The sequence below is a fragment of the Bacillus sp. NPDC093026 genome (genome assembly GCF_044754665.1).
Lineage (GTDB): Bacteria > Bacillota > Bacilli > Bacillales > Bacillaceae > Bacillus > Bacillus maqinnsis.
Genome location: NZ_JBIVPN010000002.1, coordinates 625,326 through 650,052, shown reverse-complemented (window position 1 = coordinate 650,052; position 24,727 = coordinate 625,326). Strand labels below are relative to the sequence as shown.

At 37.8% G+C, this 24,727-nt stretch carries 32 protein-coding genes, 1 pseudogene and 1 riboswitch; of the genes and pseudogenes, 2 read left to right on the top strand and 31 right to left on the bottom strand.

Translation table 11 applies throughout. From position 1 onward, the window contains the following. Nucleotides 1–3: 3 nt before the first annotated feature. From ACIQCE_RS08230 to ACIQCE_RS08210, 5 genes and pseudogenes are all read right to left on the bottom strand, one after another. A complete protein-coding gene (locus ACIQCE_RS08230; RefSeq protein ID WP_400494360.1) occupies nucleotides 4–1,161 on the bottom strand; it encodes a DNA glycosylase AlkZ-like family protein in 1,158 nt (385 codons plus the stop codon). Nucleotides 1,162–1,163: 2 nt separating this feature from the next. Further along, nucleotides 1,164–2,453 carry an MFS transporter gene (locus ACIQCE_RS08225; RefSeq protein ID WP_400494359.1) on the bottom strand — a complete coding sequence of 430 codons (1,290 nt, stop codon included), beginning with the start codon at nucleotides 2,451–2,453 and terminating at the stop codon, nucleotides 1,164–1,166. Continuing rightward, on the bottom strand, nucleotides 2,446–3,123 hold the full coding sequence (locus ACIQCE_RS08220) for a hypothetical protein (protein WP_400494358.1): 678 nt from the start codon (nucleotides 3,121–3,123) through the stop codon (nucleotides 2,446–2,448). The genes ACIQCE_RS08225 and ACIQCE_RS08220 overlap by 8 nt, the downstream gene beginning before the upstream one ends. Nucleotides 3,124–3,189: 66 nt before the next feature. Further along, complete coding sequence (locus tag ACIQCE_RS08215) at nucleotides 3,190–4,182, bottom strand: YncE family protein (protein WP_400494357.1); 993 nt, start codon at nucleotides 4,180–4,182, stop codon at nucleotides 3,190–3,192. 311 nt (nucleotides 4,183–4,493) lie between these two features. Beyond that, nucleotides 4,494–4,706, bottom strand: a pseudogene (locus ACIQCE_RS08210) (P27 family phage terminase small subunit); the annotation flags it as partial. Here ACIQCE_RS08210 and ACIQCE_RS08205 point away from each other — a divergent pair. Then, a complete protein-coding gene (locus tag ACIQCE_RS08205) occupies nucleotides 4,643–4,807 on the top strand; it encodes a hypothetical protein (protein WP_400494503.1) in 165 nt (54 codons plus the stop codon). The pseudogene ACIQCE_RS08210 and the gene ACIQCE_RS08205 overlap by 64 nt on opposite strands. A gap of 218 nt (nucleotides 4,808–5,025) precedes the next feature. Here ACIQCE_RS08205 and ACIQCE_RS08200 read toward each other — a convergent pair whose 3' ends face one another. From ACIQCE_RS08200 to ACIQCE_RS08165, 8 genes are all read right to left on the bottom strand, one after another. Further along, on the bottom strand, nucleotides 5,026–5,169 hold the full coding sequence (locus ACIQCE_RS08200; protein WP_400494356.1) for a hypothetical protein: 144 nt from the start codon (nucleotides 5,167–5,169) through the stop codon (nucleotides 5,026–5,028). Further along, complete coding sequence (locus ACIQCE_RS08195; RefSeq protein ID WP_400494355.1) at nucleotides 5,166–5,312, bottom strand: hypothetical protein; 147 nt, start codon at nucleotides 5,310–5,312, stop codon at nucleotides 5,166–5,168. Before ACIQCE_RS08195 ends, ACIQCE_RS08200 begins: the two co-directional genes overlap by 4 nt. 323 nt (nucleotides 5,313–5,635) lie before the next feature. Continuing rightward, nucleotides 5,636–6,979, bottom strand: a complete 1,344-nt coding sequence (locus tag ACIQCE_RS08190) for a PIN-like domain-containing protein (protein ID WP_400494354.1) — start codon at nucleotides 6,977–6,979, stop codon at nucleotides 5,636–5,638. A gap of 241 nt (nucleotides 6,980–7,220) precedes the next feature. Beyond that, nucleotides 7,221–7,961, bottom strand: a complete 741-nt coding sequence (locus ACIQCE_RS08185; RefSeq protein ID WP_400494353.1) for a Cthe_2314 family HEPN domain-containing protein — start codon at nucleotides 7,959–7,961, stop codon at nucleotides 7,221–7,223. Nucleotides 7,962–8,020: 59 nt separating this feature from the next. Beyond that, nucleotides 8,021–8,602, bottom strand: a complete 582-nt coding sequence (locus ACIQCE_RS08180) for a hypothetical protein (RefSeq protein ID WP_400494352.1) — start codon at nucleotides 8,600–8,602, stop codon at nucleotides 8,021–8,023. Between the two features lie 78 nt (nucleotides 8,603–8,680). Continuing rightward, nucleotides 8,681–9,115 carry an ArpU family phage packaging/lysis transcriptional regulator gene (locus tag ACIQCE_RS08175; protein ID WP_400494351.1) on the bottom strand — a complete coding sequence of 145 codons (435 nt, stop codon included), beginning with the start codon at nucleotides 9,113–9,115 and terminating at the stop codon, nucleotides 8,681–8,683. A gap of 16 nt (nucleotides 9,116–9,131) precedes the next feature. Then, the gene (locus ACIQCE_RS08170) at nucleotides 9,132–9,323 is read right to left on the bottom strand and encodes a hypothetical protein (RefSeq protein ID WP_400494350.1); all 192 of its coding nucleotides are present in this window, start codon (nucleotides 9,321–9,323) and stop codon (nucleotides 9,132–9,134) included. Nucleotides 9,324–9,343: 20 nt separating this feature from the next. Next, on the bottom strand, nucleotides 9,344–9,547 hold the full coding sequence (locus tag ACIQCE_RS08165) for a hypothetical protein (protein WP_400494349.1): 204 nt from the start codon (nucleotides 9,545–9,547) through the stop codon (nucleotides 9,344–9,346). Nucleotides 9,548–9,794: 247 nt separating this feature from the next. Here ACIQCE_RS08165 and ACIQCE_RS08160 point away from each other — a divergent pair, with 247 nt between their 5' ends. Next, complete coding sequence (locus tag ACIQCE_RS08160; RefSeq protein ID WP_400494348.1) at nucleotides 9,795–10,103, top strand: tyrosine-type recombinase/integrase; 309 nt, start codon at nucleotides 9,795–9,797, stop codon at nucleotides 10,101–10,103. Nucleotides 10,104–10,192: 89 nt separating this feature from the next. Here ACIQCE_RS08160 and sufB read toward each other — a convergent pair whose 3' ends face one another. The 18 genes from sufB to ACIQCE_RS08070 form a co-directional block, all read right to left on the bottom strand. Next, a complete protein-coding gene (gene sufB / locus ACIQCE_RS08155; protein WP_353854625.1) occupies nucleotides 10,193–11,590 on the bottom strand; it encodes a Fe-S cluster assembly protein SufB in 1,398 nt (465 codons plus the stop codon). A gap of 17 nt (nucleotides 11,591–11,607) precedes the next feature. Beyond that, entirely contained in the window at nucleotides 11,608–12,054 is a 447-nt protein-coding gene (gene sufU, locus ACIQCE_RS08150; RefSeq protein ID WP_353854624.1) for a Fe-S cluster assembly sulfur transfer protein SufU, read from the bottom strand. After that, nucleotides 12,044–13,264: a cysteine desulfurase gene (locus ACIQCE_RS08145; protein WP_400494347.1), complete on the bottom strand. Its 1,221-nt coding sequence runs from the start codon at nucleotides 13,262–13,264 to the stop codon at nucleotides 12,044–12,046. Before ACIQCE_RS08145 ends, sufU begins: the two co-directional genes overlap by 11 nt. Next, nucleotides 13,264–14,577 carry a Fe-S cluster assembly protein SufD gene (gene sufD / locus ACIQCE_RS08140; RefSeq protein ID WP_400494346.1) on the bottom strand — a complete coding sequence of 438 codons (1,314 nt, stop codon included), beginning with the start codon at nucleotides 14,575–14,577 and terminating at the stop codon, nucleotides 13,264–13,266. The genes ACIQCE_RS08145 and sufD overlap by 1 nt, the downstream gene beginning before the upstream one ends. A gap of 18 nt (nucleotides 14,578–14,595) precedes the next feature. Continuing rightward, nucleotides 14,596–15,381: a Fe-S cluster assembly ATPase SufC gene (gene sufC, locus ACIQCE_RS08135; RefSeq protein WP_400494345.1), complete on the bottom strand. Its 786-nt coding sequence runs from the start codon at nucleotides 15,379–15,381 to the stop codon at nucleotides 14,596–14,598. A 211-nt stretch (nucleotides 15,382–15,592) separates the two neighbouring features. Continuing rightward, nucleotides 15,593–15,730: a YuzK family famiily protein gene (locus tag ACIQCE_RS08130; RefSeq protein WP_400494344.1), complete on the bottom strand. Its 138-nt coding sequence runs from the start codon at nucleotides 15,728–15,730 to the stop codon at nucleotides 15,593–15,595. A 215-nt stretch (nucleotides 15,731–15,945) separates the two neighbouring features. After that, on the bottom strand, nucleotides 15,946–16,299 hold the full coding sequence (locus ACIQCE_RS08125) for a carboxymuconolactone decarboxylase family protein (protein WP_400494493.1): 354 nt from the start codon (nucleotides 16,297–16,299) through the stop codon (nucleotides 15,946–15,948). Between the two features lie 120 nt (nucleotides 16,300–16,419). Next, nucleotides 16,420–17,241: a methionine ABC transporter substrate-binding lipoprotein MetQ gene (metQ, locus tag ACIQCE_RS08120; protein ID WP_400494343.1), complete on the bottom strand. Its 822-nt coding sequence runs from the start codon at nucleotides 17,239–17,241 to the stop codon at nucleotides 16,420–16,422. A 14-nt stretch (nucleotides 17,242–17,255) separates the two neighbouring features. Next, entirely contained in the window at nucleotides 17,256–17,924 is a 669-nt protein-coding gene (locus ACIQCE_RS08115; protein ID WP_400494342.1) for a methionine ABC transporter permease, read from the bottom strand. After that, on the bottom strand, nucleotides 17,917–18,942 hold the full coding sequence (locus tag ACIQCE_RS08110) for a methionine ABC transporter ATP-binding protein (protein WP_400494341.1): 1,026 nt from the start codon (nucleotides 18,940–18,942) through the stop codon (nucleotides 17,917–17,919). Before ACIQCE_RS08110 ends, ACIQCE_RS08115 begins: the two co-directional genes overlap by 8 nt. 139 nt (nucleotides 18,943–19,081) lie before the next feature. Next, nucleotides 19,082–19,190: riboswitch (SAM riboswitch) on the bottom strand. A gap of 102 nt (nucleotides 19,191–19,292) precedes the next feature. Beyond that, a complete protein-coding gene (locus ACIQCE_RS08105) occupies nucleotides 19,293–19,634 on the bottom strand; it encodes an SCP2 sterol-binding domain-containing protein (protein WP_353854619.1) in 342 nt (113 codons plus the stop codon). Nucleotides 19,635–19,754: 120 nt separating this feature from the next. After that, nucleotides 19,755–20,057, bottom strand: a complete 303-nt coding sequence (locus ACIQCE_RS08100; RefSeq protein WP_400494340.1) for a thioredoxin family protein — start codon at nucleotides 20,055–20,057, stop codon at nucleotides 19,755–19,757. Between the two features lie 13 nt (nucleotides 20,058–20,070). Beyond that, nucleotides 20,071–20,421: a toprim domain-containing protein gene (locus ACIQCE_RS08095; RefSeq protein WP_353854617.1), complete on the bottom strand. Its 351-nt coding sequence runs from the start codon at nucleotides 20,419–20,421 to the stop codon at nucleotides 20,071–20,073. A 129-nt stretch (nucleotides 20,422–20,550) separates the two neighbouring features. Continuing rightward, on the bottom strand, nucleotides 20,551–20,787 hold the full coding sequence (locus ACIQCE_RS08090) for a YusG family protein (RefSeq protein WP_400494339.1): 237 nt from the start codon (nucleotides 20,785–20,787) through the stop codon (nucleotides 20,551–20,553). Nucleotides 20,788–20,831: 44 nt separating this feature from the next. After that, nucleotides 20,832–21,215, bottom strand: coding sequence for a glycine cleavage system protein GcvH (gene gcvH / locus ACIQCE_RS08085; protein WP_400494338.1), 384 nt, complete (start codon nucleotides 21,213–21,215; stop codon nucleotides 20,832–20,834). A 65-nt stretch (nucleotides 21,216–21,280) separates the two neighbouring features. Further along, nucleotides 21,281–21,637: an arsenate reductase family protein gene (locus ACIQCE_RS08080; RefSeq protein ID WP_400494492.1), complete on the bottom strand. Its 357-nt coding sequence runs from the start codon at nucleotides 21,635–21,637 to the stop codon at nucleotides 21,281–21,283. A 114-nt stretch (nucleotides 21,638–21,751) separates the two neighbouring features. Then, nucleotides 21,752–23,533: an acyl-CoA dehydrogenase family protein gene (locus ACIQCE_RS08075; RefSeq protein ID WP_400494337.1), complete on the bottom strand. Its 1,782-nt coding sequence runs from the start codon at nucleotides 23,531–23,533 to the stop codon at nucleotides 21,752–21,754. Between the two features lie 15 nt (nucleotides 23,534–23,548). Beyond that, a complete protein-coding gene (locus ACIQCE_RS08070; protein WP_353854613.1) occupies nucleotides 23,549–24,724 on the bottom strand; it encodes an acetyl-CoA C-acetyltransferase in 1,176 nt (391 codons plus the stop codon). Between the last annotated feature and the right edge of the window lie 3 nt (nucleotides 24,725–24,727).

Here is a 24,727-nt window from a genome sequence, read left to right as displayed (position 1 = left end):
TATTTACACCTCCAAAGAAGCGCACTCTATATTTTCAGAATATTCAATACTTTCCGCGCCAATAAACTTAGCAAACCGTTTTAAAATCGCCCCTATCTCTTTTAAGTGAAATTCTTTTTCCATAGGATAAAATAAAGATAATTTGTTCACTTGTAGTTTTTTCTCATTTCTAAACAATTTCAGATCTATCACTCCAACTAATCTTTCACCAATTAAAATTGGCATCCCGAAATAACCAAACTTTCTCTTTTCTTTAGGTATATAACTTTCTAGACGATAATCCACATTAAATAATTTTTGTACTCTTGATCTGTCTCTGAGTAGATTATCAAATGGAGTTAATAGTGTGCATGCTTCACTCTCAACTTGAGCAATTTTCTCAATTAAGTGAACATCACAATCTCTAATATAATGACTCTCCCCATCATTTATCCCGTTTATCATGATTGGTAGTAATTTTTTATCACTAATCATACCGTTAATTATTTTTGATGTCTTCTTTTTATTCAATCCAAAATAGTTTTTCGCTTCTTTAATTGTAGCAATACCTAAATTTTCAAATGCTTTATCAATAAAATATTCAAGCATTGATTCACTTTTGTTCTCCACTGTATTAGATCTTTCAGGTGGTAAACTATAAACTTTTCTAAAGTTACTATCTCTTTTCACTCTTAATAAGTCTGCTCTCCATAATTTATCTAGTGCATTTCTCGTAGGTGTGACTTGCCACGCATCATTTGATGAGGTCTTGCTATTAGAGTCTATAGATTGCAATTTCTTTTTGCTTTTTGCTTTGTTATAAATATCTAATATGAAGTCTAGTTCTGGGTCCTCTTGTAATTTTGCTTTATTACTTAAATGAGTATCTTTTAAATACGATATTGAACTATAAGGTAATATGCACAAGGCGTATAAATATTGTTCAAATATTAAATCTAGTTTGTATAGATCTAATAACATACTTTTCTTATAGTCTAATATTCTCGTCCAAAGAAATATATCCTGACTTCTAGCTGTTACATTCATAGTATCTAGTTGAATATAACTTAAGTCATTTAATAAAGTGTTAATGCCGTTGATTCCATTTAATTCGCTTTTCTTCAAAAGCTTTTGTTTATATAACTGAATTTTTACTAAGGTATTGAAGTTTGTCTTTAACATTTTTAACCCCCCTCTTTTGTCATTTCAGTTAATTTTGCGGAGTGATTATTAAAATGTTTCATATATACAGTACCAATGACTAGAGTAATAAGAGCAAACGATAAACCAAAGATAAGAAAAATGTTACTTACACTTTCACTACCAAACTGAGTAGTGATATGAGCAACTGTTATAGTTCCTAGTGGAAATCCTAATGCACCGGCAGTACTTAATAAAGTGAAAATTCTCCCTTGTTTGTTCTCTGGCACTAGTAATTGAAATATCGTTCTGTTGTAAATCATTGAAGGTGCGGATATAAGACCTGCTATCCCAAGCATTAAGGCAAAGAAATATATATTCATTGGCAGACCTAGTGTTGAGTAGAAAACTCCATGAAATCCTAATGATAACAAAACAATATATATGGGATTAAATTTAGTTTTATATACACCAACTAAAATTGATCCAATGATGATTCCAATAGAAGTTGAAGCCATTAATAAACCATATCCAGTAGCACCTGCATTTTTGGTCTGTTCAGTTAATATAGGTAATAAAGTAGGTGTTGTTCCCCATATAAAAAGGTTATAGAAAAAATTTAAAACTACTAAGGAACCTACGACTTTATCTTTAACGATATATGTAATCCCATTCTTAAACTCAATAAACCACTCAAGTATTCGATTCTTAGTAACTGTCTTCACTTTTTCCTTAACATGAGAAAAACTTCTTAAGAAGAAGAAGAATGTTGATGCAAACACCAATAAGACAAAATTAATCAAAAAAGCATAGGGGCCGATTTTTGTTGTAGCAATTATACCTCCTATCATTGGTCCTATAACGAATGCTAAATCAAATTGAATATTCATTAAAGAATTTGCAGGAAGAAGATCTTTTTTGGGGAGTATTCTGAACAATAGCATAGTCTCTCCAGATTTCACAATTGGAGCTATCGAACTTGATAAACTCAATAAAACAAAAAAGATAATGAAGTCAATTGTTGTAATTAATGTCATATTAAATAATAAAAATAAAAATAGTAAAGCTCTTGTTAAGTTAGCAAAAACAACAACATAAACAATTTTAACTTTATCTAAAAAAGTCCCCCAAATTGGTGCAAACAACATGGATGGCAACTCTAAACATAGTAGAGAAATTGCAATGAACACAGGATTGTTTGTTTCTTGATAAATAAACCAGATGATTGTGATTACAGCTATTGAGTGTGCTAATGTATTTAAAAATGAAGATAAAAATAAAATAGAAAAATATTTATTTTTAAGGACTTCCCAGTACAATGAGAACTTACTCATCCCTTATACCTCTTTCTTCAACTATAGTTTTAATTTCTAGTACACTTTTTGGCATTATTATTAATTTTGCAATTACTTCATTTCTTTTAATTATCGCTTTTTTCATCGGTTCAATAGCTAAAGACATACCAGTACCTGCTTCATTAAATCTGTTTAACGTTTTACTTTCTAAAATACCTGGGTGTACTTTTATTTTATCTTGACCATCAGCGGGTAGTAACATTGCTATTTGATCCTCTGTACATTCCAGCCCCCAACCTAACCTCCATTCAAATGTTCTTTCACCATTTGGGATAAATAAGTTATGCCATTGACCATTCATTTTAGCTTGATGAAGTCTGAACCAACCGTCAGGTTTCAATCCTAGAAATACATCCCCCCTCTTAACCCAATAGTCAATGTTCAATGTATTTCCCAAACTTTGCAACTCTTCTTCTTTACAAGATAACTGGTATTCTTCCACGGGTTCAACCTGAACTTCTATTGGTGACCTAATTTCCCAACTTATTCTTTGCGCTAATACATAAGGTCTGCAAAAACCTTTGATTCTTTGATGATAAACATATCGAAGATCCTCAAATTTTTTTGAGTTTGGAGACTCTCCCTTATTTTTTTCAGGTATTATTGACCAATCATTCAATTTCAAAAATTTAGTAATATTGTTGCTCACGTTATCCATCTCCTTAGAAAAACAAAAAGAAGGCGAATTACGAATTACCTTCTTTTTTGTACCATTTTAATTGGTTGCTTTGACTTCAGTATCTACAACTGATTCTACTTTTAGTTTTACAGGATCAAAGATGTTAATACTGCATGGTCCAAGCCCAGTTTTGATAGTGCCAATTTGTTTTTGTTCTTTTAAATCAATAACAGATAGGCTGTTCATGATAGGAGAAGATGTGGTTGGAAAAGTTCTTGAGAAATTAGAAACGTAAATAGTACCATTTTCCTCGTCTAGTTTTAATCCTCTAGGTGTTAGCCCTGCATCAATTTGTTTCTCTTCTTTCCATGTGTGCTTGTTGATTACACTCACTACGTTTGAAGCTTCGCAACTTACGTATAAGTAAGGGTGTTTTGAATCAGATATTACAGCTCTTGGACCGTAACCTACTTTAACTTCTGCTTCTATAACTTCATCTAAGATGTTGACAATCGATACTGAATGACCGTGCGTGTTAGCCGTATAGACATGAGTATTGTCTGCATCAGAAAAAGCATGATAAGGTCTTCTGAATTCGCCTAAAGATATACGTGTAGTCTCATAAGAGTTTTCAGGTTGATCATAATTAACTTTAATAACTGAAAGTGCATCTTCACCCCAGCAAGGGATATTAACGTATTCTCCACTAGGTGTAATAGAGAGTGCTCTAGGATTGTTTCCTACTGGAACTTTCGTAATTTCTTCTTTTGTAGTTAGGTCAACAATTGATACATCATTTGAACCTGAATTAGAAACAAATAGTAATGAATTATCAGGAGAGATTACTACTCCTCTTGGAGCTAAACCAACAGTTATTTTAGTGACTTCTTTTGAATTCTTGATGTCGATTACAGATACCGTGTTTCCAGCGCAATTTGATACAAATCCAAACTCGCCATTATTTTCGATAGCCATTCCTCCACGGGGACTTCCTCCCACCGGAATTCTTCCAATCTCAACATTAGTATTAATGTCAATAACTGAAATGTCGTTCGAGTCAGTGTTTGTTACATAACCTAGCTTTTTCAATCTAACCACTCCTTTTGCGTGAATTTTCTTACAATTATAAATATAAACAAATTATGAATAAAATGTCAACATTAACTTTTTTATGTAAAATTATCTGTCATTTAGTAGAATTTAAACGATTACTAGTCTTTCAAGTATATATTTTTGTCTATAATGAGGGTGATTTCCCCAACAGAATATTGGATTTATTAACCATATATTTTAAAATAATAACAAATGTCTAGCGAAATACATTTTATACAATGAAAAGAACCAGATTGCGTCAATTATCTAAGGAAATAAAACTTAAAAAAACACCTTACTATACAAGGTGCCTTTCGATACTTTGCGTAACTATTACAGTACATAGCCAACAAAGTGCGATCTAGTTCAGATATAGGCAGCTCGATAATATGTGGGTAAATCCTCTTCCATTCATTCTTTGCCATTGTTGATAGCCAAAAAGGCGGGTTTTCTTTCAATGGCGAAAAGCCTTTCAATTTTTCTTCATGCTGTTGCCGCTGCTCTCGTTCTTCGTTTGATATTTGTCCTTTTAATGTGTCCGTCATTTGTTTTCTTCTCGCCAATAAAAACCACCACCTTTCAGCATGGCAGGAACAATATTCCGGTCATCCCAAATCATTAAAAATGTTAAGAATGCATCTTATTAATTTTAGAAGATTAAACAAATGTGTCAGACCGCTCTATCTCAATAACTGCAATAGTTCAAGCCGTTTTAAGAAAAGGTGAAAAACCACAAAAAACGGGAAAAATCAAAATTTCATTTCAACACTTTCCTTAAAGTTGACGGGTCGCCGATTTCCAGGAATCAAAAAAGCCTACCCCGTTAAATGTCGGGGGGACTTAAAATAATTTTTTATACATTTTCTTCGCTGCTTCATAAGTGTGCCCATCAAGTAAAGCTTCCTTATTTTTGCTATTCACACATACTTTCACAAATTCTTTTTTATCTTCACTCCATAGGCTCACAACTATATTTTGACTCATCCTTTCCCCTTCCCGAATGTAATTTTATTATGATGATACTGACAAAGCACCTCAAGGTTGTTTAAATCATTGCGCTCTATATCATCATGAAATACCTCTCTAAGCTCTTTATACTTATGATGGACCACTAACCTATTGGACATGTTTACTCGTCCCTCTGCGGCACACACAGCGCATCTGTAATGACTCTCACGCAACTTCGCTTCTCGAAGTGATTTCCATTCTCTGCTTTGATAGTATTTGTAATGCGCTTCGTTCTCCCTGTTGTACCTCACATCTTTGTTGTATTGCTTATCAGCATAGCCCTAGTGCTTCTTACAATAGCGTTCGGTCCAGTCTATATATTCTCGGCAAGTAGGCGTATTGCATCTTTTTAACGGCATCATTCATCCCCTTTACTTATTAATACAGAACACTTTCAAATAAAAAAGCACCCAAATGGGTACTAAAAAGGATTACTGTCAAATCATTTGTCATATTCCACCAGATAACCGTATACAACATTTCTCAATTCATTCATATTAATACAGCTGTTATTTGCTGGATCAGTCTCAACTATGTTTAGCCTATATAAAATATTCATTATTTTATCAGCAATGTACATAGTAAATTCATTTTTAACTTTAGCATAAAAACGTTCATATCCCTCTTCAAATTCATCGAATGTAAAATCATAATCTTTAAACCAATAACAAAAACTTAGAAACGAACTTTTCTCAATTTTCGTATGTAAGCTTTCGCTTATTATTTCATAAATTTCTTCATTAGTTTTAACATTATATCTTGCTTCAAATAAACTTTTGTGTTCAAGGTCTGAAAATAAGTTCATCATTTTGATACCTTTTTCTTTAAGCCTCATAGCTTCTGATTGTTTATCAGCAAATTGATTATTTAAAAAAGCTAATTTTTCTATGTTTGTGTACTCTTTTGTTACCTCTCTTACTTCCGAAACTGCAGTTTCATTAAAATAACTTGAATGTCTTTCAACAAAACCAATTGAGCTAAACATATGAAACTCTTTATTAGTTACATGAGTAAATTCATTTAACAATTCAATTCTTGGTCCAATTATTTGATTGTTTATGTCGTACCACCAATCTTCCTTTTGTTCATCAGTTAAGAAAATTATATTAACCTCATTTTCTCCTGCAAAATCGAGCAATTGTTTCCAAAGAATTAAATCACCATATTTATTTTGTATGACAACACCATTATGAAATTTATTACCTTTCTTCTTATCATAATCTTTATATCCTGGGGGTATTTTGTTTTTTAAACGAGCGTCTGCTTCATTTTCTAAATCTTTCAATTTAGATTCTTCATATGGTTTACCTACTTTATGTAAAAATAGATCAGTAATTTTATTTTTTATTGTATCTTCTTTAGTTAAATCCAATTCGCTATCATTTCTATCTTTTAGTTTGTTAATTTGTTCTTTAGTAATATCTTTAATAATCTTAATGAAACTATCTACATCCTCTTTGTGTCTCTTTTTAAAATTACTCAAATCTTGATTCAGCATATTTCTAATTTTATCGGGCACTTCATTAAAAGTATCACACACTTTCTTATATGAACCACTCTGTTCTACAATTACGGATTTTCTATTATAATGATATTCCAAAGCCACTTGATGAGGCATCCATAGGTTTTTTTCGTATTTTTGTAACAAACTTAGGATCTGATCTGATGTTTCTTTAGTATATCTATATAAATTCAATAAAACATTTGTATCTAAGACAATAATTGATTCTTCCCAAATATCCTCATTATCTTTATTAAAATAAAACTCTCGAAATTGTTGTCTCAACTGGACCCCTCCAATGCTTTTAATACATCAGTTAAATTATCGAACTAAAATGGCTAATTTGAAGGAGATGCAGAATTTGTCGAACGAAAATTCTCCTCCAATGGAAGCCTGTTCTCAATCTATCGCATAATACAATATTACAACCTTTTTTCTCTCATGCTGCGCCAACATTACGCCAAAAACACACCAGTGTTACGCCAACAAAAAAAGCACCTTAAAAGGTGCTTAAGAGCTACTAAGATCATGTGATTTTTATTCTAATCTTTTCAACAATGGAAGCTAGAAAATCAATACTACTTTCTATATTTTCAAAATATTCTTTTGTTTTGGTATAATCCCCAACTCCATATTCTATTCTAAAGCCGCCATCAGGCAAATTAATTCTGCTGATCCCTGATGAAACTTGCATCTGTGAGTAATTATGTATTAAATTGTTCCTATAATCGTTCACTTGTTTAAAGACACCATTTTTTCTAATTCTTTTCATTTGGTGAAAAAGTTCTTTATCATCATCGTACAATTTTCTAATTACTTCCTTATTAAAATGCATACCTGGTTCTAAATCATACCTGAATTTTATATTTATTAAATGATATATAGTATCTACTATACCAATAAACTCTGTATAGTAACCTTTGACATAACTTCCAAACCAATAATGATAAGAATAATGCTCCTCTTTGAAATTCGGAAAATATTCCACAGATTGACCTTCTGAACCCGGCGAAATATTCCACACGTCATCTGGAATACCCTTCCTATAAAAAAACTTGAGCATTACATAATTCATTTGTAAATCGTGTACTCGGTTATTAAATAAATTTATCCAACTCTCGAGTTCAAGCCTCAGCATAAATTCAAAGATGTTCTGCTCTTCTGTGGTTCCTCTTAATATTATTCTATCAAAAGACTTCTTCTTGTCCTTAAACAAATCATTCCAATCATTAACAGTTGGAAAATCAAGGTGTTCTAAAAAATTCAAAATATTCCCCCCTTTCTCTGAAAAAGACCACTTCATTAGAAGCCCTTACATTTTGAAAATCAGACTCTATTATCATCTTTTTTAGATTCTAGTTTTGCTTGTTGCTTCTTTTCATAATCATAATTTTCTAAGCACTCATTCAATAAAACAAAGACCGTATACCTTTTTTCAACATTCGCCTTAGTTCTTTTTGAAGTAACAAGCCAAAAAATAATTAAAACAATAAAAGGCACAATAGCTATCCATAAAGCATATTGCATTACTGGTTTAAATCCTGCCATTGAATCGAATAATTGAGAGAAATCAATATCTTTACTACCTTTACTGTCCAAATATCTTCCAAAAATATTATTCAACAATGATGTTAATGTTGATATCATTGTCATACCAACAGACATTATAACGGTTATCATAACCAAAATAATAGAATATGGTTGAATGTACAGTGCTTCAGTATCTTTCGCTACATTAATTGCAGCTTCAGTATTTTTTAACATCCTTTTTAATTCATCTTTATCGTGATCTAAAATAATAGATTTTTGTAACTTCTTATCACCATCAAACGTTAAATCATAGATTTTCCCATATCGATTTTCTAAGTAGATGTTAGTATTTTTAGCTTCTCCAAAAGTCCTCGTCATATTATCACCCCGATAATATATCGACACATTTTATCTAATTTTAAACATTTGCAAAATTTGTCGAACAAAAAAACACCTCTAAACGGGTGCTTTATATACAACTTCATTGAGAGCGTAAACCAGGTCTAGGAAAGTCCTTGCTTTTAACCTTGTATACGATCTTTCGCTCATGCCGATTTCATTATAAACCTGGTAATCGAAAACAGGTTCTTGCTGCATGTAACGTTTTATAATGATCTGTCTCTCGTTATACGGAAGACGATTGACCGCTCTTTGCACCTTCTCAAGAAAGGCATTTCGTTTCTGTTCCCATTCAATCCGCTTAATGGCTGTGCTTTCTGTTGATGAGCGGAAAGCGTTGGTAGTGGCGGGCGGCACGATACTAAACCCAGCCGTTACCTTTGGTAGCATATCATCTGGGACTTGAAGAAGATACAAACGATAGTTGTCGAGAATACTTTCAACTCTTTTTCTAGTTTCTTTTTTATCTATTACAGGTGGTTCACCTAACATCAACCATGTCCCCTTTTTATTTGCTTTTAAACGCCTCTCCACGCCCTCTTTTATATATTGGGCGGTAAATACCCATGAGATCTTTTATCTCTTCATCTGAAATCACCTGCGCACGATTTCGGGCACATTCGTTCTTGGGAATGTCAGTTCTTTTCATTGGCATAGATTTATAACCCGCTTTTAGAAAAGCAGCTCTCAACGTTTTCATTTCATTCCTCTCCTTAATTTCTAGTTATCCTGTTTCGGGTTGTAACCGTTTAGTAACTTAGTCAATAAAGTAGGTGAAATCCGTGCGTAATTCATTGTGTCGTAACACCATCTTTCTAATTTTCTAAGATCCTGTAATTCTTCCGCTGTTAGTTTTTGCATATAAATCTCCCCTTTTCTGAAAATAAAAAAAGGGACACCAATCACACAGCGCTTTGCTGTCATGATCAGTGTCCCCCGGCCTTCCGGTAGAACGGTTTTATTTATTTGAATAACTCGCCTTCGTTGAAGTTAACACGAGTTACTTTATTGTCATGTGTAACGATTTTTGTTTCACCATCACGATAAAGGAAGCCGATAACATCAGCGTCTTGCTCCCCAAAACACAATCTAGTTACAGAACAATAAAAATTGATGATCACACAGTATCATTATTAAAAAACACAGAGTAAACAGACATGAAGTAGTTTTAATGTACACTAATTATGTTCAGCCCGAGAATAACATTGTCTTCTTTCAGCATGAGGGAAAATGGTTAAAAACAAATGTTGTGAGAGAGTATTTCAAAGAAGTCTGTAAAAGGGCAAACCTTCCCGTTCTGTCTCCACATGCTTTAAGACATAGCCATGCTGTACACCTTTTAGAAGTTGGCGTGAATATTAAATATGTATCAGAACGGTTAGGGCATTCTAGTATAAAAACAACCGCAGATAAGTATCTCCATGTCACCAAAAAAATTGAGGACCAAGCAATGGAAATGTATCTGCGGTATGTTCAATAATTAAATTTTGTGGGTGTTTTGTGGGTGTTTTGTGGGTGCTTAATAAAAATGTAATGCCTAAACACCTTTAATCCCCAGTATATCAACGGTTAACCTATACTACCTTCCATCTCAAACTTAATCAAACGATTCATTTCAACGGCGTATTCCATTGGTAGTTCTTTTGTAAATGGCTCGATGAAACCCATGACGATCATTTCTGTTGCTTCTTCTTCGGAAATACCACGGCTCATCAAGTAGAAAAGTTGTTCTTCTGATACTTTTGATACTTTTGCTTCGTGCTCTAATGAAATGTTGTCATTCAAGATTTCATTGTAAGGAATCGTATCAGAGGTTGATTTGTTATCCATAATGAGTGTGTCACACTCGATGTTTGAGCGTGCACCGTCTGCTTTGCGTCCGAAGTGTACGATTCCGCGGTACGTAACTTTACCACCTTGTTTCGAAATCGATTTCGACACGATCGTAGAAGATGTGTTTGGTGCAAGGTGAATCATTTTTGCTCCTGCATCTTGGTGCTGACCTTTACCTGCTAGGGCAATACTTAATGTCATACCACGTGCGCCTTCACCTTTTAAGATGACAGCAGGGTATTTCATTGTCAGCTTAGAACCGATGTTTCCATCAATCCATTCCATTGTTGCGTTCTCTTCACAAACCGTCCGTTTTGTTACAAGGTTGAAGACGTTGTTTGCCCAGTTTTGAATCGTTGTATAACGACAGTAGCCGCCTTTTTTAACAATGATTTCAACAACTGCACTGTGAAGTGAGTTTGTTGTATAAACTGGTGCTGTGCAACCTTCTACATAATGCACATGTGCACCTTCGTCAACGATGATCAGCGTACGCTCGAACTGCCCCATGTTTTCAGAATTGATACGGAAGTATGCTTGAAGTGGAGTGTCTACTTTTACGCCTTTTGGTACGTAGATAAATGAACCACCAGACCATACAGCCGAGTTCAGCGCAGCAAATTTGTTGTCAGTCGGCGGAATGACCTTTGCCCAGTGCTCGCGGAAGATGTCTTCGTTCTCTTTTAATGCACTGTCTGTATCTTTGAATACAATTCCTTGATCTTCAAGGTCTTGCTTCATGTTGTGATACACAACTTCAGATTCGTACTGAGCAGATACACCTGCTAAATACTTTTGCTCTGCTTCTGGAATCCCAAGCTTATCAAAAGTTTGTTTAATTTCTTCAGGCACTTCATCCCAAGAACGCTCTGAACGTTCTGATGGTTTAACGTAATAGGTGATTTCATCAAAGTTTAATGCATGTAAGTCTCCGCCCCATTGCGGCATCGGCATGTTATAAAAGTGTTCAAGAGATTTCAAGCGAAAGTCGAGCATCCACTGAGGCTCTTCCTTCATACGAGAAATTTCTTCAACGATTTCTTTTGTCAGTCCGCGCTCTGAACGGAAAATGGAAACGTCTTTATCAGAAAAGCCATACTTATATTCACCAACATCTGGCATTTTTTTAGCCATCCATTTTCACTCCAATCTTATGATTTGCCGTTATCTTCGGCAGATGCGCCTTTTTCAAGCGCCTTCCATGATAATGTTGCACATTTGATGCGTGCTGGGAATTTCGCTACTCCTTGCAGCGCCTCAATGTCGCCAAGATCAATGGAATCGTCGTATTCTTTACCTTGCATCATATCTGAAAAAATCCGAGACATTTTTAAGGCTGTTGCAATATCTTTCCCTTTTATCGCCTGCGTCATCATCGAGGCAGATGCCATTGAAATCGAGCATCCTTCCCCCTCAAATTTCGCATCCTTGACCTGCTGATCTTCAATTTTCATTGTTAAACGAATGCGATCACCACATGTCGGGTTGTTCATATCAACTACAATGCTGTCGTTTAGCACACCTTTGTTTCTCGGATTTTTATAATGATCCATAATCACTTGTCTGTACAGTGTATCTAAGTTTACATTAAAAGACATTCGTAAAATACTCCTTTGTCTTACGGAGCGCTGCAATGAGCTCGTCAATCTCTTCTTCTGTATTGTAAATATAGAAGCTCGCTCTTGCAGTCGCTGATACGCCAAGCCATTTCATGAGCGGCTGTGCACAGTGATGACCAGCACGAATGGCCACACCTTCCGAATCAAGTACAGTTGACGCATCATGCGGATGAACGTCATCTAAGTTAAACGTCACAAGTCCAGCTCGATGCTCCGGACCATACACAACCGCACCGTCTAGTTCCTTAAAGCGCTCAAGCGCATAAGACGCAAGCTGTTGCTCATAACGGCTTATCTCGTCCATACCGATCTCATTTAAGAAATCAATCGCTTTTCCAAGTCCAACTGCTCCTGCGATGATCGGCGTACCCGCTTCAAATTTCCACGGAAGCTCTTTCCAAGTGGAATCGTACAGATCCACAAAGTCGATCATTTCACCACCAAACTCGGCAGGCTCCATATTATTCAAAAGATCTTTCTTCCCATAAAGCACACCAATTCCCGTCGGTCCACACATTTTATGCCCAGAAAAAGCGAAAAAGTCGCAATCTAGCTCTTGAACATTGATTTGCATGTGCGGTGTGCTTTGAGCACCATCCACCACTATGATCGCCCCATGATCGTGAGCGATTTTGGCGATTTCTTTAATCGGGTTAATGGTTCCTAATACGTTTGAGACATGTGTGACAGCCACGATTTTCGTATGATGTGTGATCGTTTGTTTCACATCTTCAAGTGATAACGTACCGTCTTCCTGTAATGGAATATATTTTAATGTTGCGCCCGTTGCTTTCGCTGCCTGCTGCCAAGGGATGATATTCGCATGATGCTCCATATGCGTTATCACAATCTCATCGCCTTCTTTAAGGTTCGCTCTTGCATAACTCATCGCAACCGTATTAAGTGCCGTTGTTGCTCCTCTTGTAAAAATGATTTCTTGGACAGAGGAAGCACGTATGAATGCACGAACTTTTTCTCTTGCACCCTCGTATGCATCCGTTGCTTTCGTGCCAAGGGTATGAACACCTCTATGGACGTTCGAGTTATAAGACCGGTAATACTCATTCAATGCATCAATCACAACTCTTGGCTTTTGAGAAGTAGCCGCACTGTCCAAATACACCAAATCATGCCCGTTCACTTGCTGATGAAGAATTGGAAATTGCTCACGAACGTCTTTGATATTCATCATTTGACTTTCCTTTCAATTACAGAAATGAGTTGCTTTTTAACTCCTTCAATCGGCAGTTCTTTTACAACTGGATTTAAGAATCCATAAATCACAAGTCTTTCTGCATCTTCTTTGGAAATCCCGCGGCTCATGAGGTAATAAAGCTGAGTTGGGTCGACACGACCAACAGAGGCTGCGTGTCCTGCTGTGACATCATCTTCATCAATTAATAGAATTGGGTTTGCATCTCCGCGTGCTTTTTCACTAAGCATAAGTACACGTGATTCCTGCTCTGCATTTGACTTTGTCGCACCATGCTCGATTTTGCCAATTCCGTTAAAAATAGAGGATGCTTGGTCCTTCATCACACCATGCTTCAAGATATATCCTTCAGAGTTTTTACCGAAGTGAATGATACTTGTTGTGAAGTTTTCTGTCTGTTTACCTCGACCAACTACAACAGATTTCGTATCACCGATTGTGCCGTCTCCCATCAGCTTTGTGATGTTTTCAGACACTGTGTCTCCATCATTCATCAGGCCAAGTGCCCATTCGATTTTACTATCACGGCCGTTTGCCATTCCGCGCCTATTCACGTATACCGTGACACCTTCAGCAAGATTATCTACTGCACCGTATGTCACCCGAGCATTCGCTCCTGTAAACACTTCAGAGACAATGTTAAATATTGCTTCCTCTGGCTTTGCTGTACTGATGTAGTTTTCTACATATGTCACAGCACTATGATCATCTGCTACCACAATGACATGGTTGAATAGGGTTGTTTCTTCTTTTTCATGAAGATAAACCGCTTGGATTGGTGCTTCAAGCTCAACATGTTTCGGAACGTAAAGGAAAGCTCCGCCGTTAACTAAAGCAGCATGCAAGGCTGTCAGCTTGTGCTCGTCGACTTTTACAGCATCTTTCATAAAATATTGTTCAACCAAATCAGCATGTTCACGAATGGCCGTATGGATGTCAGTAAAGATGACACCTTTGTCCTTCGCTTCAGTGGAAAGCGACAAGTAAGCCGGCGTTTGGTCACGCTGAATGTATAATGTCTTGTCTGTATCCTCGAGGTCAATCAACAATTTCACTTCTTCTGGAAGCTCTTCTAATGATCTAAATGGCACATTTTCGACTGTATGCTGTTTAAAGTTTGTTAAATTCCAATTTGATATATTCGTTTTATCAGGCTTTGGCATTGGGAGATCTTCTGCTTTTTCAAGAGCCTGTAAGCGAAGGGAGCTCATCCATGCCGGTTCCTGATGCTTCTCGGAGAAGCTTTTGACATAATCTTGATCTACAGATAATTTCGTTTCTAATGTCATCAATAATCCTCCTATCGCTTACGCTTCTTGACCAACAGTCTCGTCTTCAATACCTAATTCTTTTTTAATCCAGTCATAGCCTTCTGCTTCTAGACGATGTGCAAGCTCTGGTCCGCCAGATTTCACGATACGTCCTTGCATCATCACGTGAACCTTATCTGGTGTAATGTAGTTCAAAAGACGTTGATAGTGCGTGATTATTAAGCAACCGAAGTTTTCTCCGCGCATTTTATTAATCCCTTTAGAGACAACTTTTAAGGCATCGATATCAAGACCAGAATCGATTTCGTCTAGGATGGCGATCTTTGGTTCAATCATCATTAATTGAAGAATTTCATTACGTTTTTTCTCACCGCCTGAGAAACCTTCATTTAGGTAGCGCTGTGCCATATCAGGGTCCATTTCTAGAAACTCCATGTTTTCATCCATTTTGCGGATGAATTTCATCAGTGAGATCTCATCACCTTCTTCTCTGCGAGCATTGATGGCAGAACGAAGAAAGTCCGCATTTGTGACGCCGCTGATTTCAGATGGGTATTGCATTGCAAGGAAAAGACCTGCTTTTGCGCGCTCATCTACTTCCATTTCAAGTACATCTTCGCCGTCAAGCAAAATGCTACCCTTTGTGACTTCATATTTCGGGTGACCCATAATTGCAGCAGATAAAGTTGATTTACCTGTACCGTTTGGTCCCATTACTGCGTGGAATTCTCCACCTTTTATCTCGAGATTTACACCCTTTAAGATTTCTTTCCCTTCAATCTCAACGTGCAAGTCCTTAATTGTTAATGTCGAAGCAGTCATATATCGATACCTCCAAAATAATCATTATTCTCAATTTATTCTCATTCTAATTTTATAACAAATTAAAAGTGAATACAACACATTCACGACAAGCGTAAGAGGATGCCCTCAAAATTCTAACAAAAAATGCAGATGGATAAAAGAATTTATGTCGAAAAGACTGTTCTCATAAAAAGAAAAAGCGGAGAGTGATCTCCCCGCCCCTTAGCTATCAATAGCCCTGTATATTCATTTTTGCGAGCTGCCTTTTCTCGTCTCGATAGGACTGCTCTCGTTTATATTCTACTTTCATCCGTAAGTCATGGTTTCTTTCGTACTCTGCATAGCTCATGCCATGAGATTTGTGCATGGCCTTTTCCATCTCGGCGGTATAATCCAATCCCAGTATACTCTGGTCCGAACCGATAATAAACCATCTCCTTCTTTTAGTGTAGTTCTATTTTATCAAATCAATGGCACTTCACTCAAAAGGGATATGACGCTTTATGTTGGCATATTTACTCACACACTGGCAAGAGAATCACTCATCTCTCCCATATGGAAAAATACCGTGTTTTCCTTCTATTAATGCGTCTGTCCGCCAAATTCATCAATACATTGCTGAACAACAGTGATCCCTTGGCTGAGTGCCGCTCCCCCGCCGAACGCTGCTGCTACACTGACGACTTCCAATACATTCTCTTCTGTAGCTCCTTGATCAAGCGCCCCCTTTGTATGATAAATCATACAATATTCATCTTGTGCATGAATGCTAATGCCAAGGGCAATCATTTGTTTCTCTTTTTGCGTCAAAGAACCGCTTTGAAAGCATTGCTCCGTAAATTCATTGAATTTCTTGCCAAACACCGGCATTTTCTTCTGAAATTCACCCATTGCGGTTTTATAATCGGTTAGTGATTGTTGCATGGTTCCGTTCATATGCTGTTCGTTCACATTGATTCAATCCCTTCAGGTCATTTGTACGTCTTTATTATGAGCGAGATTTAAAAAAATACACAAAAAAACCTCGCTTTCATTCAAGCAAGGTTTTCGAGCATATTATTCAGATACAGGTAAGACTGCACCATCATATTTTTTTTCGATGAATTCTTTAATTTTGTTAGAGTGAAGCACTTCCATTAAAGTCTTGATTTTCTCTGATTTTTCGTCACCTTTACGAACAGCTACAATGTTTGCGTAAGGGTTGTTCTTTGTTTGCTCAAGTTCAATTGCATCTTTCTTCGGATTCAAATGATTTTGAATTGCATAGTTTACGTTGATAAAGACTGCGTCTCCTTCACTGTTTTCATAAGCTTTCGCTGTGAGTTCAGGAGCGATTTTTTTGAATTTCAAGTTCTTTGGGTTTTCTTTAATGTCTTTCAATGTTGCGTTGATTGTATCAACCTTTGAATCAAGCTTGATCACGCCAGCATTTTGAAGTAGGGCAAGCATACGACCTTGCTCAGCCACGTTGTTTGTCATGATGATCGTGCCGCCGTTTGGAATATCTTTGACTGATTTGTATTTCTTAGAGTAGATACCGAAAGGCTCAAGGTGAATAGCACCTGCACTCACTAGGTTATAATCTTTGTTTGATTTGTTTTCTTCGTTTAAGTAAGGAATATGTTGGAAAAAGTTCGCATCCACTTCTTTTTCAGCTAAAGCTTTATTGTACATTTTATAATCGCTAAGCACTTTTATTTTTAGGTCATAGCCTTTTTCTTTTAAAAGTGGTTTTGCTTCCTCAAGAATTTCAGCATGTGGTGTTTTTGATGCAGCAACCGTGATGGTTTTGCTTTCGCTTGCGTTATTAGATGAACCGCATGCAGCTAAAATGCCTGCAAATCCTAGAAATAGTGCACTTAAAATCAATTTCTTCATGAATAAATCCTCCCTTAACGTTTATCAATTTTATTGGTTATCAAATCACCGATTATCTGAATAATAAAGACGATGATTAGGATAAAAACAGTGGCAACAAGTGTGACATCTGTATTTCCAGATTGGTACCCTTCCACATAGGCGAGGTCACCAAGTCCGCCTGCCCCAATTGCACCTGCAATTGCAGTAGAACCAATTAAAGCAATTGCTGTGACAGTAATTCCTGAAATCAGGGCTGGCAATGATTCTGGCAGCAAGACTTTAAAAATAATCGTTGATGTCTTTGCGCCCATTGATCTTGCCGCTTCAATCACACCTTTGTCTACCTCACGAAGTGCAATTTCAACAAGACGTGCATAGAAAGGTGCAGATCCAATGACAAGGGCGGGCAGGGCTGCATTTGGACCTAAAATGGTATGCATTAAGAATTTTGTAAACCCTAATAAAAGAATGATTAAAATGATAAAAGGAATCGATCTAAAAATGTTGACGATTGCCCCGATAACTGCATTGATCGGTTTATTTTCCCATAAACCGCCTTTACTAGTCAGATAGAGCAATAGCCCTAGGATGATGCCGATGACAAAAGCAAATGCAAGTGAAATAAGCGTCATATACACCGTTTCACCCGTCGCATTCCAAATGACTTCAAGGTCAACATTCGGGAACCATTTCTCAAACATGTGTCATCACCTCAATTTCGACCTGTTTGCTTTGAATATAGGCGATGGCTTTTTCCACTTCAGTCTCTACTCCATTGATGTGGATAAAGAGTGTTCCAAACGCACCTTCCTGCGTTTGAGTAATTTTCCCCTGGAGGATGTTCACATCGACTTGGAATGATCGAATGATTTCAGTAATGAGCGGCTGCTCGGCAGAATCGCCGATAAAGGACAAACGAACAACCTTCCCTTCTTTCATCCGCTCTAAGATGTGCTCAATCGTTTCCTTAGCTTCCTCCGGCTCAACAAGCTGTTTCACAAATCGTTTCGTCATTTCTTCCTTCGGCTGTCTAAAGACGCGTAATACCTCGCCCTCTTCGACGATACGTCCATTTTCCATGACCGCCACACGATGACAAATTTTACGGATGACATGCATTTCGTGTGTAATTAGCACAATGGTTAAACCTAATCGTTGATTGATATCTGCCAAAAGCTCAAGAATAGAGTCTGTCGTTTGTGGATCAAGAGCAGACGTTGCTTCATCACAAAGAAGAACCTTTGGGTTATTTGCTAGTGCTCGAGCAATCCCTACGCGCTGCTTTTGTCCGCCGCTAAGTTGCGATGGATAGACATTTTCTTTTCCTTCTAAGCCGACCAATTTAATCAGTTCATCTGCACGAGCTCTCCGTTTTGAAGTCGGTACACCTGCAATTTCAAGCGGGAACATAATATTTTGTCGTACAGTTCTCGACCATAGTAGGTTAAAGTGCTGGAAAATCATGCTGATTTCCTGTCTTGCCTTGCGAAGTTTAGCGCTCGATATTTCATTAATCCGGTTGCCTGCCACTTCAATTATTCCTTCTGTTGGCAACTCTAGACCGTTTAGTAGCCTAATCAGGGAGCTTTTCCCTGCGCCGCTATACCCGATAATTCCGAATATTTCACCTTTATCAATCTCCAAGTTGACGTTTTTCACTGCGTCAACATTTCCGTTTTTTGAGTGGTACGTTTTTGATACATTCTGTAATTGGATCATAGCCTGATCACCTGCTTTCTTGCTGAATCTGTAGCGTGCCATCACATACGTTCTTCGTTCTTCCCTCATGACTCTAGGTCAGTAAAAAAGACCTAACTGCAACACAAGCAGAAAGGCCTTTTATTTCAAATACGCCTTTCTCTCATCTTTCAAAGCGTTGCGGCTTTGAGTGAATTGGCACCAATTTCAGCTATGCTGACGGTTGCCGGGTTTCATAGGGCACGTCCCTCCACCTCTCTTAATAAGAGAAAATATGTTGTTTTATGTGATGTTCATGTTTTTACTAACGTAGGATATCATGCTACCCGAGATATGTCAACGCTGTAAATCGCTAATTTCCAAGTAAACGACTAAGTGATCATTTTCCTAAAAAAACCGTTCGTTAGCCAAAGCACCGCCTCTAATCTAAGAAGTGCTCGGAATGAGCCTTTCACCTTTACTTGCCCACGACTAATTAATTGCTGTAAAGATAGATTTCCATCTAATAATTGAAGAATTTCCTTTCTCTCACCATAAAAAGTGAGATCCGATAACTCAATTGCAGGTAGTTTCTTGACTTCACCACGTTCATCCACAATCAATGTACAAGAATCTGCTTCCGCTTCAAATGTAATCTTCAAGGATGATGATGAGAGCAGCGGTTTTAGTAAAAATCGCTGTTTTGTGTTTCCATGGGCTTTGGTTTTTTCCACATGTATAACCTCCCTGTCATTTGGTTATACATAACATTTCTCTACAAACGTTGGCTTGTCCTTTATAAATAACTCGACAAATTTTCAATTGAATGGCTTGAAACATGACAAAAAACCGCTTTATTTAGCGGTTTCAATCATTTCATGAAGATATGGAACAGAATGAAAGGCATAGCCTTTTTGAACGATCTTGCCGTCTTTAAACAATAAAAAGCATGGAACACTTTCTATTTCAAATCCTTTCGCTAAACTAGGTGAATAATTTAAATTATTCTCGTAAAATGGAACATCTGGCTGCATGGTATCTACAACTATCAGCATTTTCTTCGCAAGCTGGCACGTTCCACAAAACGGTGTATATAAATACAAAAGAAATAAATCGTCCTTTATCTCCTTCAATTCGTGCTCCTCAATCTCTTTCATAGTACGCCCACCCTCACAAATATTTCGAATGAACATCAATGTTTGCAGCTAATAAGACAGATGCAATATGGGCTGTTGGTGAAGCGGCAACTTCGCGGTACATTTTGTCTACAAAAAGATGAAGTGCTTCAGGGAACTCTTTTCGGAATTGCTTCCGCAGTTTATCGCCAGCATCGTCACTGTCTGCTAATATGTAAACGTCTTTCCCTAATAGATCGTCCACTAGCTGATCCAGCTTCGATGTACTGATGGTGCCATTGGTGCAAATAATGGTAACAGGCTCACTTATGACTTCTTTTAGTTTTTGTTTGTCTGATTTACCTTCTACAATGATGACCTTTTCTACATTCTCATGTTTCATCATGATCACCCGGCCCTTTTGACGTTGATTCACTTCTTCATTAGATTACAACCTTTGGGTAAGGTTGTAAAGATGAGACACTTGTTCATCAAAAAGACTGCAGCATTCTCTCGCTGCAGTCTGATTAAACGATTAGCACCAGCCATTTTCATCATCACAGTCAACGTATTTTTCCGTCCCGTGTGTTAATGTATCAGACAAGCGATAAAACCGATTCTGATCATAGGAATAGCCAGGTTTCAACTCATATTGATTTTCACTAATCATCTTTCCAATCTCTTCATTTTGATGATAAAGCACCATGCCATTTTCTTTGAATCGACCAGTTACATGTTTTGTTATATCCACCTGTTCTTTTTGAAAAGACAAATTGGACACCCCCCATAAAGGTAGAGTGTCCAATTTCTCATGAATTAGTCTTCTTTTGTCATTTCCTCATATTGCTCAGCAGTCATTAAGTCCTCGATTTCAGAGGCATCCGCTGGTTCTACAACGATCATCCATGCTTTCTCGTATGGAGATTCGTTCACGAATTCTGGGCTGTCATCTAGCTCATTGTTTACTTCAACGATTGTTCCGTTAATTGGTGCGTAAAGTTCAGAAACAGTTTTGACTGATTCTACACTTCCGAAAGGCTCGTCCGCTGTCAATTTGTCTCCTACTTCAGGAAGCTCAACGAACACGATATCGCCTAGCTCGGATTGAGCAAAATCCGTAATACCGATACGCACCTTATCTCCTTCTACTTTGACCCATTCATGTTCTTCGGAATAACGTAAATCTTTTGGTATGCTCATTTCAATATCCCTCCAGTCTTTTTTGCGTTTATATTGAAGATACCACAATCTGAATGAAAGTTACATCATTTCCAGACGCTTTTAAATGTATCTTCATTAAATCCAACTGTCACTCGTTTGCCGTCTGTTGTAATTGGACGCTTAATCAGCATACCATTTGATGCAAGCAATTCAAGTTGATCGTCCTCTGACATTGCAGGAAGTTGATCCTTAAGCTGCAGCTCTCGGTATTTCTGTCCGCTTGTATTAAAGAATTTCTTTAGCTCCAAACCGCTTTTTTGATAAAGAGCTTTGAGTGTTTCTTTATCCGGCGTCTCTTCGACGATATGTATGCTATTGATTTCTTTGTTGTGATCTTCAAGCCACTTTTTTGCTTTTCGGCATGTGCCGCAAGATGGATATTCATAAAAATCTAAAGCCACCATTTTCACCCCCTGCAAATTGTGACAACATTTTATCATAAACCATTTTAAAAACCTAAATGTATGCTTACAAAAAGGTGCGGACATGCGCATCCACACCTTTCGATTTGTTGCTTATACGATATATTTCTCGGCTTCAAAGATACGTTTAGCTACTTGACGCTTCGTCGCAATGACATTGATTGGTGTGAATCTTGTCAGCTTACGAAGGGCTGACAGGCTCATGCGGAGTGAATCTCCTTCCTCCATGGCGATTAATGATTCTTTTGCATGTGCTTCAATTTCTAAAAAGGCTTCCTGTGTGAAAATTTGTGTGTAAGCGAGTTTTTGTGCGTTCTTCTCTACGCCTGTTGTGGCAATTGCTTTTTCCGTACGAAGGATGGCAGATTCAGCGGCAAAAATGCCATTGACAATATCGGCAATATTCACTAGAATCTCCTGCTCACGCTCTAGTGCTTTCCCATATTTCATCGCTGCCATGCCTGCAACCATGAGGGCAATCTTTTTCGCATGTGCAAGTAAATATTTCTCCTGATCAAGCGGCTGATCGCCTGGCTCTTCTGGCATCATCATCATGAGCTCTTCCTGTAATGTTTGCGCTTTTTGAAGGAGCGGCAGTTCACCTTTCATTGCCTTCTTCAAAAAAGTGCCTGGCACAAGCAAACGGTTGATTTCGTTTGTCCCTTCAAATATTCGGTTAATTCGTGAGTCACGATATGCTCTCTCGACTTCATATTCTTGCATAAAACCATAACCGCCGTGAATTTGTACGCCTTCATCCACAATATAATCTAATGTTTCAGAGCCAAGCACTTTACAAAGTGAGCATTCGATTGCATACTCCGCAATGGATTGCGCAATTTGCTTACCATCCTTTTGCTCTTCATCACTTAATAAACCCATCCGCTGTTCGAATAATCCAACGGTGCGGTAAACGGCACTTTCCATTGCGTACAGCTTCGCCGACATGTTGGCTACTTTTTCACCAATTAAGCTAAATTGAGAAATCGGCGTTTTGAATTGCTTACGCTGGTTTGCATATTCGGCAGATAATTGAATGACTCGTTTTGATGCACCGATTGTACCGACAGCCAGTTTATAACGGCCGATATTCAAAATGTTAAAGGCAATCACATGCCCTCTGCCTACTTCACCAAGTAAATTCTCCTTTGGTACTTGCGCATCTTCAAGGATTAGTGTTCTTGTAGATGATCCTTTAATGCCCATCTTTTTCTCCTCAGGTCCTGTTTTGACACCCGGAAAATCCTTTTCTACGATAAAAGCAGAGAAATATTCACCGTCAATTTTTGCATAGACCACAAAGACATCTGCAAATGCGGAGTTCGTGATCCACTGCTTTTCTCCATTTAATACATAATGCGTTCCAGCTTCATTCAGTACCGCTGTTGTTTTCGCTCCTAGTGCGTCAGAGCCTGATCCTGGTTCCGTTAAAGCATATGCCGCAATGGTCTCTCCGGAGGCGAGTTTCGGCAAGTAAGTTTCCTTTTGTGTTTGATTACCGAACAAGACGATAGGCAGAGAACCGATTCCGACATGAGCGCCATAGGAAAGAGAGAAACTGCCTGCTCTTGCGAATTTTTCAGTAATGATGGCAGAACTGATCTTATCTAAACCGAGTCCCCCAAACTCCTCAGGAACGTCGGCACCAAGCAGCCCAAGTTCTCCTGCCTTTTTTAAGAGCCTAACAGAATGCTCGAATTCATGATTCTCAATTTGATCAATATACGGCACAACATCTTGTAAAATGTAATCTTCTGTTGTTTTTCCAATCATCAAATGTTCATCAGAAAAATCCTCTGGTGTGAAAATATGCTCATAATTCGTCTCATCAATTAAAAAACTGCCACCCTTTTTTACATCTTCCATCGCTTTCATCTTGTTTCTCCCCCTTTAAATCAATTCAAAAATGCCTGCTGCTCCCATTCCTCCGCCGATACACATCGTGACAATACCAAATTGTTCGTTCCGTCTTTTCATTTCATGAATGAGTGATAACGTCAGTTTGGTTCCTGTACAGCCAAGCGGATGGCCTAAAGCAATCGCACCACCATTAACGTTCACCTTCTCTTCGTCTATTCCTAAATGCCGAATGACTTGAATCGCCTGAGATGCAAAGGCTTCATTTAATTCAAACAGACCAATGTCCTTTAGCTCAAGACCGGCTATTTTTAATACACGGGGAATGGCTTCAACCGGACCGATTCCCATGACTTCAGGCGGTACACCGCCAACAGCAAACGCTTTAAATTTAGCAAGCGGCTGAAGAGATAGAGAGGATGCCTTTTCACGGTCCATCAACATGACACATGCCGCACCATCACTTGTTTGTGAAGAGTTGCCTGCTGTGACCGTTCCTTTTGTTGAGAAAGCAGGACGCAATGTCGAAAGGATTTCCTCCGTTGTCCCAGGTCTTACGCCTTCATCCTGCGAAAAGGTGAATTGCTTTTCTTCTAGTTGATATTGCTCTCCAATCCGTCTTTCCGTGACATCAACAGGAACAATTTCGTCTGAAAACTTCCCTTCTTGCAATGCCTTTGCTGCCTTTTGATGACTTCTCACTGCAAATGCATCTTGATCCTGTCGTGTAACCTGATACTTTTGTGCAACCTGCTCCGCTGTGTGCCCCATACTCATGTAGTATTCCGGTGCTTGTTCTGCCAATAGGGCATTCGGACGAATCGAATGTCCCATCATAGGTACTTGAGACATTGATTCAACCCCGCCTGCTAAAATGGTTTCTGCCTGCCCCAGCATAATGCGCTCACCTGCGTAAGCAATCGACTGAAGACCAGAAGAACAGTAGCGATTAATGGTGATGGCGGGTACAGTATAAGGCAGTCCTGCTAATGCCCCAATATTCCGAGCAACATTTAACCCTTGCTCTGCTTCTGGTGTCGCACACCCAATAATTAGGTCATCAATTGCCCCATCGTAATCACCGGCACGCTTTAATGTTTCTTTGACACACAATGCCCCCATATCATCAGGACGAACAGTTTTTAAAGATCCTTTTTTTGCTTTCCCGACTGGTGTTCTTGCGCCAGCTACAATTACTGCTTCTCTCATCTT